Source organism: Sphingomonas sp. Root710 (assembly GCF_001429065.1).
Lineage (GTDB): Bacteria > Pseudomonadota > Alphaproteobacteria > Sphingomonadales > Sphingomonadaceae > Rhizorhabdus.
Map to the genome: position 1 here is coordinate 305981 of NZ_LMIB01000016.1, position 12303 is coordinate 318283.

The window sequence follows — 12303 nt, forward strand, 5'->3', positions numbered from 1 at the left end:
GTTGTTTCAGCCATACAATGTCCTAGGTCACATGCAATGTCCGAATAGGAGCGTTGCGATGGTCGATCCTGCGACTGACTGGCCCCGGCTGGAACCCGTGCAGACCGGGATACGCGGGCGCTGCCCGCGCTGCGGCGAGGGGCGGCTGTTCGATGGCTTGCTCAAGCTGCGATCGGGTTGTGACCAATGCGGTCTCAGCTATGATTTTGCCGATCCCGCCGATGGCCCGGCCTTCTTCGTGATCTGCTTCGGCTGCGTGCCCGCGGTCACCTTCGCGCTGATGCTGGAGATATGGTTCAGCCCGGCGCTTTGGGTGCAGCTGTGCACCTCGGTACCTTTGCTGCTGATCACGTGCATCGCGCCGCTGCGGCCGCTGAAGGGCTGGCTGGTGTGCAGCCAATATTTCTTCAAGGCGGGCGAGGGCCGGATCAGCCGTCCCTGGCGGCCCTATGGCGCCAACGGTCCGATCGTCCATCCGCGCCAGCCATGACTCCCGATCCCGACGATCTGCGCGCAGCGCGGGCGGCGGCGGCGAAGCTGCTCGGCGAACGCGGCTATGCCCGCGAGGCGGCGATGGTGCTGGCGGGTGAGGGCGACGATTTCGCCGAGGTCCGCACCGCGCTCGCGCTGCTGGCGATCCTCGCGGCGGGCTGGACCGCGCAGCCCGCGCCCCGCCGCGCGGTGACGCGCAACGGTCATCGCATTGCCGGAGAGGAGTGCTGAGCGAGCCCGCCGTCCTGCTGTGGGGCGTCAACGCGCTCGTCGCCATGACGATCGCGATGGCGAAGGACCGGTCGGCGGCGGGCTGGCTGCTCCTCGCCCTGCTCGCCGGGCCGCTCGCAGTCGTGGTGCTGCTCTGCCTGCCCTCGACCGGGCATTATGCCGCGGTCAGGCTGGAACCGGAGGCGATGGAACTGTGCGATTCCTGTTTCGAGCCCGTCCGCCGCGACCGGCACGCCTGCCGCTATTGCGGCGCGGTTCAATTCGCGAAGGCGATGCCCAGGTAGAAGCCGTAGGACCCGTTGGCATGGGCGTGCTGCACCTCGACATTGGAGGACGCCAGGAGCGACCATTTCTCGGCGATCGAGACGCTGCCGCCGATTCCCAGCCGGGTTGAGGGGCGTCCGCCCACCTCCTCGGCGGTCGAATGGAAAATCTCGCCGCCGAGATTGACCTGTTCGCCCAGGTCGCGGGCGACGGCATAGCCTATCGTCCAGTAATCCTTGTTCCCCGCGCCGGGGTTGATCGTATAGCCGCCGCCGCCGAACGCCGACCACGGCCCGAAATCATTCTGGACATAGAGCGGCAGCGCCACGCCCACCTTGTGCGCCGTGAAATCACGCGATCCGATGGGCAGGGTGATCTTCGGAAAGACGCTGATATTGGGAATCAGCCCGCCCGCTTCCTGATGGACTAACGCATATTTCAGGCCCAGCTCCAGGTCGGCGCGGCCGATATCCCAGGTCTGTCCATGCTCATAGGCGACCGGCACGACGGCGGTAAGCTGCAGGCCGGGCGCCGCGCCATAGTTGATATCGAGCCCGCTCTCGCCTTCGAAGCGATGGGCGAAATGATCGCCCTCATTATAGAGGAAGACTTCCCACTTCCCCAGGTCAGTCGGCATCGGATCGTCGGTCAGGAAGGGCGGCCCCGCCTGCGCCGCCCCCGCCAGCAGGCATGATGCCATGACGACCGACCTGACAATCGCACGATAGCTCATCTCTGCTCCGGGGCACCGCTTTCAGGGACTCTATAGCGTCGCGGCCTGTCCAGGCCATGTGCTTATCCTTTTCCAGGCATCTTTGGCTCTTTTCGGCGGATGCGGCGCGGTGGCCATTGCGATGGCCGGGTCTGGACTCTAAGGCGCGCTCATGCGCCGTGCCCTTCATCTGCTGATCCTTGCTGCTGTGCTGTGCTGTGGCCTGCATCTCGGCAATGAGGCGCAGGCGCGCGAGCATGTCGCACAGCATCTGCTAGAGACCGGCAATCATGACGATGCGGGCGACGACGGCGCGTCCGATGCGGCGGCTGATCTCGCCGATGGCGGGCATCATCATTGCCCGGCTTCCCCGGCGCCCCGGCTGGCCGCGATCTGCGGTCCGTCCGCGCCGAAGGCGCTGCTGACCGCCATGCCGGTCGCGGTTCTGCACAGCCGGTCGTCAAGGCCGCCGGTCGAACCGCCGCTCGCCTGAATCCGTGATCCGCGCGGGGCCACCCCGCTGACGTCATCAGGATTCAGGAGTTTTTCATGTGCATCATCACGCGCGCGTTCCTGCTTGCGGGAACCGCATGGTTCGCGGCCGATATCGCGGCTGCCCAGTCATCGAACACCGATATTCAGGCGGTCGAAACCGAAGCCGGGGAGGATGAGGAGATCATCGTCCAGGCGACCCGCTCACGCCGCCGGGTCCAGGACGAGCCGGTAAGGGTCGAAGTCGTCAGCCGCGAGGAGATCGAGGAGAAGATCCTCATGCGCCCTGGCAATGTCGCGACGATCCTCAGCGAGACCGGCGGGTTGCGGGTGCAGGTCACCTCGCCCGCGCTCGGCGCGGCCAACATCCGCGTGCAGGGGATGGACGGACGCTTCACCCAGCTGCTCGCGGACGGCCTGCCGCTTTATGGCGGGCAGGCGTCGTCGCTCGGCCTGCTCCAGATCGCGCCGACCGATCTCGGCCAGGTCGAGGTGATCAAGGGCGCGTCTTCGGCGCTCTACGGCCCGTCGGCATTGGGCGGGGTGATCAACCTCGTCTCGCGCCGCCCGGGCCGCGCGCCGGAGGCCGAAATATTGCTCAATGCGACGAGCCGCAATGGGCAGGACGCGACCGCCTATCTCGCCGCACCGCTCGCGGACGGCTGGGGCGCGTCGATCACCGGCGGGCTGCACCGGCAGCGGCGGCAGGATCTCGATGATGACGGCTGGATCGACATGCCAGGTTACCGGCGCGCCACCGCCCGGCCGCGCCTGTTCTGGAATGGCGAGGAGGGCCAGTCGTTGTTCGTCACCCTCGGCGCGATGACCGAAAACCGCTCCGGCGGCACGCTGCCGGGAAGAACCGTCGCCGATGGCAGCGCCTTCCCGCAGACCCAGCGTAGCACCCGCTACGATGGTGGCCTCGTCGCCAGTCTGCCCGTCGCCGACACGGTTTCCGTCAATATCCGGGGCGCGGCGATGCGGCAGAACCATCGCCATCGCTTCGGGGCGGTGGCGGAGCGCGACCGGCATGGCACATTGTTCGCCGAAGCCTCGCTGGCGGGTGAGAGCGGCGGCAGCGCCTGGGTCGGCGGGGCCGCCTGGCAGGAAGACAGCTTCCGGTCGAGGAGCTTCCCAGCCTTCGACTATAGCCATCGCGCGCCCGGCCTGTTCGGCCAGCTCGAACAGAAAGTCGGCGGAGACTTCACTCTGGCGGGCAGCGCCCGGGTCGATTTCCACAACCGGTACGGCACGCAGTTCAGCCCGCGCCTGTCGCTGCTCTGGCGGCCCGGCCCGTGGACGGTGCGGGCGTCGGGCGGGCGCGGCTTCTATGCGCCGACCCCGTTCGTCGAGGAGATCGAGGCGGCCGGACTGTCGCGGCTGGAGCCGCTGTCCGGGCTGCGCGCCGAAACCGCGCGGACCGCATCGCTCGATCTCGGCTACCGCCGGGGTCCGGTCGAAGCGAACGTCACCCTGTTCGGTTCCTGGCTGCGCGGCACGACCGAACTCGAACCGTTCGGCATCGGTCCGTCCGGACAGCCCGAGCGCGTCCGCCTCGTCAACATCGTGGGCGAGAGCCGGATCCGGGGTTCGGAGCTGTTGCTGCGCTACCGCTGGTCCGACCTCACCGTCACCGGCAGCTATGTCCATGTCCGCGCGACCGAGCCCGATCCGGCGGGGGGACGCCGCGCCAAGCCGCTGACCCCGCGCCACAGCGCCGGGATCGTCGGAATGTGGGAACAGAAAGACCGGGGCCGGATCGGCGTCGAGCTCTATTATACCGGCCGCCAGCCGCTCGACGACAGTCCCTACCGGACGCGGAGCAGGCCCTATGTCGAAATCGGCATGCTCGGCGAGATTGCGGTGGGGCGGGCCAGGCTGTTCCTGAACGCCGAGAATATCCTGGGAACGCGGCAGACCCGCTATGATCCGCTGTTGCGTCCCGCCCGCGCCGCCGACGGACGCTGGACGGTCGACGTCTGGGGGCCGACCGAGGGCTTCGTGCTCAACGGCGGCGTCCGGCTACGCTTCGGCGGGGCGGACTGAACCGTCGGGCGAGGTGGCGGCGCTTGGCGCTTCCACCTCGCTCGATCAGTCCCTATGTGGCGGATATGGCCACCAAGTTCGACCTGCTGCCGCATCGTCGCGCGATCATCGATCGCCGGGCGGTCGGTGACGCGCTCGCCACGCTGCTGCCGGACAGCAACGACACCGCGAAGCTGCGCGGCGGCGCGACCGCGATATTGAAGGCGGCGCTCGATGCCGGGCGCGCCGAGATCGCCCGGCGGCTGGAGGCGGCGCCGACCCGCGGCTCGGAGACCGCGGCGGCCTATGCCTTCCTGACCGACCAGATATTGCGGCTGATCCACGACTTCACCGTCGAACGGCTCTATCCGATCAACAACCGTTCGGCGGCCGAGCGGCTGACGCTGATGGCGGTCGGCGGCTATGGACGCGGCGAGATGGCGCTCCATTCGGATGTCGACATCGCCTTCCTGACCCCGTGGAAGCAGACGAGCTGGTCCGAACAGGTCATCGAGTCGATGCTCTATTCGATGTGGGACCTGGGGCTGAAGGTCGGCCATTCGAGCCGCTCGCTCGACGAGATGCTCCGCATGGCGAAGAGCGATCTGACGATCCGCACCGCGTTGCTCGAAGGGCGCTTCGTGTGGGGCGACGAAGCACTGTACGACGAGGCGAGCCTGTCCTTTCGCCGTGACGTGGTGTCGGGTACCGCGAAGACCTTCGTCACCGAGAAGCTGGCCGAACGCAACGAGCGCCATCAGCGGATGGGCGACAGCCGCTATGTCGTCGAGCCCAATCTGAAGGAGGGCAAGGGCGGCCTGCGCGATCTGCACACGCTGTTCTGGATCGGCAAATATGTCCATCAGGTGCTGTCGGTCGCCGAACTGGTCGACAAGGGGCTGCTGACCAAGGCAGAGCTGCGCCAGTTTCAGAAGGCCGAGAATTTCCTGTGGGCGGTGCGCTGCCACCTCCACATCGTCGCGGGGCGGCCTGAGGAACGGCTGACCTTCGACGTCCAGCCCGAGATCGCCCGGCGGATGCGCTATGCCGAGCGGCCCGGCAAATCGTCGGTCGAGCGCTTCATGCAGCATTATTTCCTGATGGCGAAGCGGGTCGGCGACCTGACCGCGATCTTCCTGGCGCATATCGACGAGACCTTTGCCTCGCGCGGGCGGCGTTTCGGCCTGCCGTCGCTCCGCCGGCGGCCGACCAAGCTCGACGGCTTCGTGCTCGACCGCGGGCGGCTGGCGCTGCCGTCGGACGATTTCTTCGTCCAGGATCCGGTGCGGCTGATCCAGATGTTCGTGATCGCCGACCGCCAGGGGCTGGATATCCACCCGCTGGCGATGCGCGCGGCGGGGCGCGACGCCCGGCTGATCGACAATGGGGTGCGCCGCGACCCGCGCGCGAATGCCCTGTTCATGGACGTGCTGACATCGCACCACAGTCCTGAGAAGGTGCTGCGCTGGATGAACGAGGCGGGGGTGTTCGGCCGGTTCGTGCCCGATTTCGGCCGCGTGGTCGCGCAGATGCAGTTCGACATGTACCATCATTACACGGTCGACGAACATTCGATCCGGGCGATCGGCCTGCTCAGCCAGATCGAGAAGGGCGAGCTGAAGGAGGATCATCCGGTCGCGAGCCAGGTGATGCGCGGCATCGTCTCGCGCCGGGTGCTCTACGCCGCGGTGCTGCTCCACGACATCGCCAAGGGGCGCGGCGGCGACCATAGCGAGCTGGGCGCGGAGGTGGCCGAGAAGCTGTGCCCGCGCTTCGGGCTGACCCCGGCGGAGACCGAGACGGTCGCCTGGCTGGTCCGCTACCATCTCGCCATGTCGGACACCGCGTTCAAGCGCGACCTGAGCGACTTCAAGACGATCCTCGACTTCGCCGAACGGGTGCAAAGCCCCGAGCGCCTGCGGCTGCTATTCTGCCTGACCGTGGTCGACATCCGCGCGGTCGGCCCCGGCGTGTGGAACAGCTGGAAGCGCCAGTTGCTCGGCGATCTCTTCGCCGCGGCGGAGGAGGTGCTGCGCCTCGGCCACAAGCAGACCGGGCGGCGCGAGCGTATCTCGGCCAAGCAAGCGCAGCTGCGCGAGCGGCTGGGCTGGGACGAGCAGCGCTTCGCCCAATATATAACCCGCTTCCCCGAGGCTTATTGGGTCGCCGAGAGCGTCGATATCCTCGAGGGCAATGCCCGGCTGATCGAGACGGCGGACGCGGGCAAGAAGGCGCTGTCGATCGTCGCCGCCCCCGATTCCGATCGTGGCGCGACGCTGGTCAGCATCTATGCGGGGGACCATCCCGGCCTGTTCTACCGGATCGCAGGCGCGATCCATCTCGCCGGGGCCAATGTCATCGACGCGCGCATCCACACGACCCGCGACGGCATGGCGATCGACAATCTCCTCGTCCAGGATCCGTTCGGTCAGCCCTTCGACGAGGACGACCGGATGAAGCGGCTGAGCATCGCGATCGAGGATGCGCTGGCCAACCGCAACCGCATGGCCGACCGGCTGCTCGCCAAGCCCAACGCCCGCCCGCGCGCCGACGCCTTCGCGATCGAGCCTGCCGCGCTGATCGATAACAAGGCGTCGAACCGCTATACGGTGATCGAGGTCAATGCCCGCGACCGGCCTGCCTTGCTCTATGCGCTGGCGCACGCGTTGTTCCAGGCGAAAGTGATGATCCACTCGGCGCACATCGCCACCTATGGCGAACGCGCGGTCGACGTCTTCTATGTGGCCGACCTGACCGGCGACAAGATCACCAGCGGCGCGCGGCTCAAGACCCTCGAGCGCCTCGTCGTCGACGCGGCGGCAGGAGCGCCCGCGCGCAAGGCGGCGTAAACGGCGAAGTCGGCGGCGGCTCTGGACGCCGCCGTCGCAGGCGATAGGGTCTTCGCTTGCGCCACGCGGGAGAGCCCATGGATTCGATGCAGATGTTCGAGCTGGTCATCGCCATGCTGCTGGCGATCATCCTGCTCCATTATGCCGCGAACCGGCTTCGGCTGCCGCCCGCGGTCGCGCTGCTCGCCGGGGGCGCTCTGTTCGCCTTCGTGCCAGGCCTGCCGGTGATTTCGCTCGATCCCGAACTGGTGCTGGTGATCTTCCTGCCGCCGCTGCTGATGGACGGCGCCTGGTTCATCGCGCTCCGCCACCTTCGCCGCCACATGATCGGCATCGTCGCGCTGTCGGTCGGCGCGGTGCTGTTCACCACCGTCGTCGTCGCGGCGATCGCGCACATGCTGCTGCCGTCGCTGCCCTGGGCGGCCTGTGCCGCGCTCGGCGCGATCGTCGCCCCGCCCGACGCGGTATCGGCGCGCGCGGTGCTCCAGCATGTCCGCCTGCCCCGCCGCCTGGCGATCCTTCTCGAGGGCGAGAGCCTGTTCAACGACGCGACCGGCCTCGTCCTGTTCCGCTTCGCGATCGCCGCCGGGGTGACCGGCGCGTTCAGCGCTGCCGACGCGCTCGGCAGCTTCGTCCTACTCGCGCTGGGCGGCGTGCTCGTCGGCGCGGCCATCGGCGCGCTGTGGGTGCTGACCGTAAAGCGGCTTGACGACAAATATCTGATGATCGCCTCGTCGCTGGTCACTCCCTGGGCGGCCTATATGCTTGCCGAGCAGTTCCACGTTTCGGGCGTCATCGCCACGGTCTGCGCCGGGCTGATCTGCGGCTGGTATCAGCATGTCGTCTGGTCGGCGACGGTGCGGATGAACGGCGAGTCCTTCTGGGCGGTGATGATCTTCCTGATGGAGGCGTTCGTCTTCCTGCTGATCGGATCGTCGCTGCGCGGGGTGATCGACCGGGTCGGCCTGCCCGTCGTGCTCGAGGAGATGGCGGTCCCGGTGCTCGGCATTCTCGCGGCGATCGTCGCGGCGCGCTTCGTCTGGGTGTTCGCCTCGGACGGGGTCATCCTGCTGCTGCGGCGTCTCGGCATGCGACGCTACCGGGCGCTGGGCCCGCGCCCCGCGGCGGTGCTCGGCTGGGCGGGGATGCGCGGGGTGGTGACGCTCGCGGTGGCGCTGAGCGTGCCCGCAGGCTTTCCGGGGCGCGACTTCATCATCGTCGCCGCCTTCGCGGTGATCTTCGCGACGGTGCTGATCCAGGGCACGACGCTGGGCGCGGTGATCCGGCTGATGCAGCTCGACGAGCCCGAGAGCGACCGCCCCCGCATGACGATGAGCGAGGCCGAGGCGGCGATGGCCGCGGCGCAGCTGCGCACCGTCGAGCGCCATGCCTATGACGGCGACGGCCAGCTGGTCCATCCGCAACTGCTCAGCCGCTACCAGATGCGCGCGCGGGCGATCGAGAATTATTCGGGCCGTGAGGAGGATATGCGGCCGGGCCTGCACGCCCATTTCGACATCGTCCTGGCGGCGGTGGCGACGGGCCGCGCCGAACTGCTCCGGCTCCATCGCAGCGGCGAGATCGACGAGCATACGCTCCAGGAACTCGAACGCGATCTCGACCTCGAAGAGCTGAGCGCGCTGTCGGCCAAGGCCTGAGCGAGGCAGCGGGCGGGCAGCCAGAGACCATATAGGAGGCAGATATGGGCGTATTGGGCATAGGCGGACTGTTCTTCCGGGCGCGCGACCCCGAGGCGCTGGGCGCCTGGTATCGCGACCATCTCGGCGTCGGCGCGGGCTGCGCCGCCGAGGGAACGGCCGGAGAAGGTGGCGAGCCCTCCCCCTGGTTCTGGACGATCCAGGGCGGGCCGGTGGTATTCCAGCCGTTCAGGGCCGACAGCGATTATTTCCCGGCGGACAAGCAGTATATGCTCAACCTGCGGGTCAGCGGGATCGACGGTCTGCTGACATCGCTGCGCGCGGCGGGGATCGCGACCGAGACCCGCGCCGAATGGGACGCGCCCGAGACCGGCCGCTTCGCCCGCATCGCCGATCCCGAAGGCAATCCGATCGAATTGTGGGAACCGCCGGCCGCCTGAAAAGGAAACCCCGGCGGCCTGCCGGGCGCCGGGGTGTTCGAGGTCTTCGTCGCTTTCCGGGAAGGCCGGATTATTTCGGTGCGAGCACCATCAGCATCTGGCGGCCTTCCATGCGCGGGAACTGCTCGACCTTGGCGGTCTCGACCATGTCGGCCTGGACCCGCTGGAGCACCTGCATGCCGAGCTGGCCATGGGCGAGCTCACGGCCGCGGAAGCGCAGCGTGACCTTCACCTTGTCGCCCTCGTCGATGAACTCATGGACCTTCTTCATCTTGGTCTCATAGTCATGGTCATCGATGTTCGGACGCATCTTGATCTCCTTGATCTCCTGCGTCTTCTGCGACTTGCGGGCGAGGTTGGCCTTCTTCTGGGCCTCGTACTTGAACTTGCCGACGTCGAGGAACTTGGCGACGGGCGGGTCGGCATTGGGCGAGACCTCGACCAGATCGAGCCCGACCGACTGCGCCTGCTCCATCGCTTCGCGCGTATACATCACGCCCAGATTCTCGCCAGCCTCATCGATCACCCGGACCTTGGGCGACTGGATGAACTCATTGTAGCGCGGGCCATTGAGCGGCATCGGCGGCTGCCCCAGGGGGCGGCGCATCATTGGGGGACGTATAGCAATATCTCCTGTCGTGGCGGTTCCGGCCGCGATATAAGCCTTCCGGCGGCATTTTGAAAGATGCCCGCGGCCCCAATCGCAACAGTTTCTCGCGCGCTGTGACCGGCTTGCGTCAGGCGCCGGTCCATGGCGCCGGGGACGGGCCAGGACGGGCGCGGCGACAGGCGGTTCAGCGCGGGAGTCCAACGCCCCCGGCGGGCGATGTTTCCGTGTAGCTGTCGAACCCGGCGATCAGCGGCCGCCCCTTCGCGATCGCCGCCTGCACCGCGGGCAGCTTGAGCGACGCGGCGTGGGCCTCCTTCGAGTCCCACACCTCGGTCACCCAGATCGCATTTTCGTCCTTCGCATCGCGCGCGACGACATAGCTGAGGCAGCCGGGCATATCCCCGGTCCCTTCGAGCAGGATCGCGATCAGCGCGTCGCGCTGGCCCGGCTGTGCGATCATCCGGCCCATCAGTCCGTACATCGGCGTGCTCTCCCTCGTGATGGCGGCAGGGACGTCGGGTCCGCCGCCGGCCTTGCCCGGTGCGGGCGGCGTGCCGAGCAGCACCACCTCCACCCCCGGAAATTTCGCAGCCGCCGCCCGCGCGACGAACAGCTGATAGGCGATGCCGTCGTCGTCGCCCGGCGCAAAGCTCCACCCCGTCCGCCCGCCGGCGAGGCGCAGCGGCGAAAACCTCGCCCAGGGCAGCGCCGCGCGCACCGGCTCGACCGCCGCCTTTTCGCCGAGCAGCCCGACGCGGATCGGCGTAGCATGCGGGTCGCCGATGTCCTCGGCGCGGCCGTCGCGGCAACTGTCGACGGCCTGATCCATAGTGGTCATCAGGTCGCTGCGCTGCATTTCGAAGAGGATGCCGCCCACATCGCGATAAAGTGCATTCGGCGCTAGCTGGAACCGGGCGAAGGCAATGCCGCGATCCTCGGCGGCGGCCACCAGATGAAATGTTCCTGTCCCGGCTGCCCTGTTGCTCATCGCCGAGACCTGCGCTGGCGGCCCGCTGATCAGGAGGCGCGTGGGCGAGGGATTGGGCGATACGTAGCACAGGATCGCCAAAGCCGCCGCCGCTATCGCCATGATCCGCTCCCTGCCGCCACCGCCGCGAGGATGGCCGGGCGGGGGCGGTTAGGCAACCGCCAGTTGCTAGCGATTCGCAACTGGCGCCGTTGCATGGGGTTGTTGTGCGAATTTTCGTGTTTTTATTTTTCGGCGGCCCCCGCTACGCAAAGGGACCGCGCTTCATCATCCATGATCGTCATGAGAAAGAGCCGCGCCGGCACGATGGGCGGCGGCGGGGCGCGCCCAGTCCAGCGCGCGAAACCCTACATGTAAAGCAAATCATTGCCGGCTTCGGCGAGCGCGGTCAGATGAAATCGTCCAGGTGGAAGTTCGATACGTCGCGCCCGAGCAGCAACACCGCCGAGTCGATAGTCGCCCCGCCGTCCGAGGACCAGAACAGCATCGGATAGCCCAACATACCGACGATGGCGACTTCATGGTCGCCGGGATGTTCGTCGAACAGCCGCTGCGCCTCGGCCCGCGCTTCGCCGAGCGCATCCGGCCCGCCGATCCGGGTGTTGACCGTCAGCAGCGCCTCGGGCGTGAAGCCCAGCGAGATATGGTCGTCGCCCGGCGTGAAGTCCTCCAGCCGCTCGACCGACGAGCCGATGTCGGCGTTGTCCGCGGCGACGGGGCTGGTGTCCGGGCCGAAGACGAAGATGTCGGCGCCCAGGCCGCCCGTGAGCGTATCGATCCCCAGGTCGCCCATCAGGACGTCGTTGCCGTCTCCGCCATATAGCTCGTCATTGCCCTGGCCGCCGCGCAGGACATCATGATCCTCATAGCCGCTGATCGTGTCGTTGCCGCGATTGCCGTTGATGCTGTCGTTGCCGGCTCCCCCGATCAGCCAGTCCCGATCTGCCCCGCCATTGATCCGGTCCGATCCGCCATCGCCGAATATCCGGTCTTCGCCGGCATTGCCCTGCAGATAGTCGGAGCCACCGCCGCCGCTGATCACGTCGCTGGTGTCGGGACCGCCACTGGCCGTGCCGCCATAGATATGGTCGTTGCCGTCGCCGCCGCCCAGCGTGTCCTCGCCGTCGCCGCCGATCAGGACATTGTGGCCATAGGGATCGTAGATATTGTCGGCGAGCGCGCCGCCGCGATATTCGTCATTGCCGCCCAGGATCAGCGACAGCGGGTCGTTCGGATAATAGGTCAGCTGATAGAATTGGGCGGCGTTGACGCCGAAGCCGCTGACCTGGAACAGTGTCTGGCTGCCCTCGGTCACGGTGAAGGAGGTGATCGTGCCGGCGGTGGGCTCGCTCTGGCCGTTGTAGCGGACGCCCGTGCCGGCGAAGGTATAGCGCAGGCCGTCGACGGCGATGACCAGTGAGCTGCTGCTCTTCGTCACGATCTGCGCGTCGACGTCGCTCAGCCGGTCGAAATTGAGGCGATCCATGCGCAACGCGCTGTTGGCGGACGCCGTGACGAGAACCATGGAAGCACCTCATACAA

12 protein-coding genes are annotated in these 12303 nt (G+C 67.6%); 8 read left to right on the top strand and 4 right to left on the bottom strand.

What is annotated here, in order from left to right; translation table 11 throughout:
• The first annotated feature begins 58 nt into the window (after positions 1 to 58).
• The 3 genes from ASE00_RS18790 to ASE00_RS18800 are packed head-to-tail and all read left to right on the top strand — an operon-like array spanning position 59 to position 1007.
• On the top strand, positions 59 to 490 hold the full coding sequence (locus ASE00_RS18790) for a DUF983 domain-containing protein (RefSeq protein ID WP_056383176.1): 432 nt from the start codon (positions 59 to 61) through the stop codon (positions 488 to 490).
• Positions 487 to 723: a hypothetical protein gene (locus ASE00_RS18795; RefSeq protein ID WP_056383179.1), complete on the top strand. Its 237-nt coding sequence runs from the start codon at positions 487 to 489 to the stop codon at positions 721 to 723. The genes ASE00_RS18790 and ASE00_RS18795 overlap by 4 nt, the downstream gene beginning before the upstream one ends.
• Positions 717 to 1007, top strand: coding sequence for a hypothetical protein (locus ASE00_RS18800; RefSeq protein ID WP_056383181.1), 291 nt, complete (start codon positions 717 to 719; stop codon positions 1005 to 1007). Before ASE00_RS18795 ends, ASE00_RS18800 begins: the two co-directional genes overlap by 7 nt.
• Here the strand turns inward: ASE00_RS18800 and ASE00_RS18805 are convergent.
• Complete coding sequence (locus tag ASE00_RS18805) at positions 980 to 1720, bottom strand: transporter (RefSeq protein WP_056383183.1); 741 nt, start codon at positions 1718 to 1720, stop codon at positions 980 to 982. The genes ASE00_RS18800 and ASE00_RS18805 overlap by 28 nt on opposite strands.
• A gap of 151 nt (positions 1721 to 1871) precedes the next feature.
• On the opposite strand from ASE00_RS18805, the gene ASE00_RS18810 reads away from it, so the two are divergent.
• From ASE00_RS18810 to ASE00_RS18830, 5 genes are all read left to right on the top strand, one after another.
• Positions 1872 to 2192, top strand: a complete 321-nt coding sequence (locus ASE00_RS18810) for a hypothetical protein (protein ID WP_056383185.1) — start codon at positions 1872 to 1874, stop codon at positions 2190 to 2192.
• A 56-nt stretch (positions 2193 to 2248) separates the two neighbouring features.
• Positions 2249 to 4237 (top strand): TonB-dependent receptor plug domain-containing protein, encoded by a 1989-nt coding sequence (locus ASE00_RS18815; protein ID WP_056383187.1) that lies wholly within the window; start codon positions 2249 to 2251, stop codon positions 4235 to 4237.
• Between the two features lie 65 nt (positions 4238 to 4302).
• Entirely contained in the window at positions 4303 to 7065 is a 2763-nt protein-coding gene (locus ASE00_RS18820; RefSeq protein WP_056383188.1) for a [protein-PII] uridylyltransferase, read from the top strand.
• A gap of 77 nt (positions 7066 to 7142) precedes the next feature.
• Complete coding sequence (locus ASE00_RS18825; RefSeq protein WP_056383190.1) at positions 7143 to 8723, top strand: Na+/H+ antiporter; 1581 nt, start codon at positions 7143 to 7145, stop codon at positions 8721 to 8723.
• 44 nt (positions 8724 to 8767) lie between these two features.
• Positions 8768 to 9163: a VOC family protein gene (locus tag ASE00_RS18830; RefSeq protein ID WP_056383192.1), complete on the top strand. Its 396-nt coding sequence runs from the start codon at positions 8768 to 8770 to the stop codon at positions 9161 to 9163.
• Positions 9164 to 9233: 70 nt separating this feature from the next.
• Here the strand turns inward: ASE00_RS18830 and infC are convergent, their stop codons facing one another.
• From infC to ASE00_RS18845, 3 genes are all read right to left on the bottom strand, one after another.
• Positions 9234 to 9773, bottom strand: coding sequence for a translation initiation factor IF-3 (gene infC / locus ASE00_RS18835; RefSeq protein ID WP_056383194.1), 540 nt, complete (start codon positions 9771 to 9773; stop codon positions 9234 to 9236).
• Positions 9774 to 9957: 184 nt separating this feature from the next.
• Positions 9958 to 10863, bottom strand: coding sequence for a putative quinol monooxygenase (locus tag ASE00_RS24340; RefSeq protein ID WP_321164042.1), 906 nt, complete (start codon positions 10861 to 10863; stop codon positions 9958 to 9960).
• Between the two features lie 286 nt (positions 10864 to 11149).
• A complete protein-coding gene (locus tag ASE00_RS18845) occupies positions 11150 to 12286 on the bottom strand; it encodes a calcium-binding protein (RefSeq protein WP_056383195.1) in 1137 nt (378 codons plus the stop codon).
• Positions 12287 to 12303 lie beyond the last annotated feature (17 nt).

Excerpts from the sequence above, each read along its gene's own strand:
- ASE00_RS18790 (WP_056383176.1), top strand. The coding sequence starts at position 59 with ATGGTCGATCCTGCGACTGACTGGCCCCGGCTGGAACCCGTGCAGACC.
- ASE00_RS18795 (WP_056383179.1), top strand. The coding sequence starts at position 487 with ATGACTCCCGATCCCGACGATCTGCGCGCAGCGCGGGCGGCGGCGGCG.
- ASE00_RS18805 (WP_056383183.1), bottom strand. The coding sequence starts at position 1,720 with ATGAGCTATCGTGCGATTGTCAGGTCGGTCGTCATGGCATCATGCCTG.
- ASE00_RS18810 (WP_056383185.1), top strand. The coding sequence starts at position 1,872 with ATGCGCCGTGCCCTTCATCTGCTGATCCTTGCTGCTGTGCTGTGCTGT.
- ASE00_RS18815 (WP_056383187.1), top strand. The coding sequence starts at position 2,249 with ATGTGCATCATCACGCGCGCGTTCCTGCTTGCGGGAACCGCATGGTTC.
- ASE00_RS18820 (WP_056383188.1), top strand. The coding sequence starts at position 4,303 with ATGGCCACCAAGTTCGACCTGCTGCCGCATCGTCGCGCGATCATCGAT.
- ASE00_RS18825 (WP_056383190.1), top strand. The coding sequence starts at position 7,143 with ATGGATTCGATGCAGATGTTCGAGCTGGTCATCGCCATGCTGCTGGCG.
- ASE00_RS18830 (WP_056383192.1), top strand. The coding sequence starts at position 8,768 with ATGGGCGTATTGGGCATAGGCGGACTGTTCTTCCGGGCGCGCGACCCC.
- infC (WP_056383194.1), bottom strand. The coding sequence starts at position 9,773 with ATGATGCGCCGCCCCCTGGGGCAGCCGCCGATGCCGCTCAATGGCCCG.
- ASE00_RS24340 (WP_321164042.1), bottom strand. The coding sequence starts at position 10,863 with ATGGCGATAGCGGCGGCGGCTTTGGCGATCCTGTGCTACGTATCGCCC.
- ASE00_RS18845 (WP_056383195.1), bottom strand. The coding sequence starts at position 12,286 with ATGGTTCTCGTCACGGCGTCCGCCAACAGCGCGTTGCGCATGGATCGC.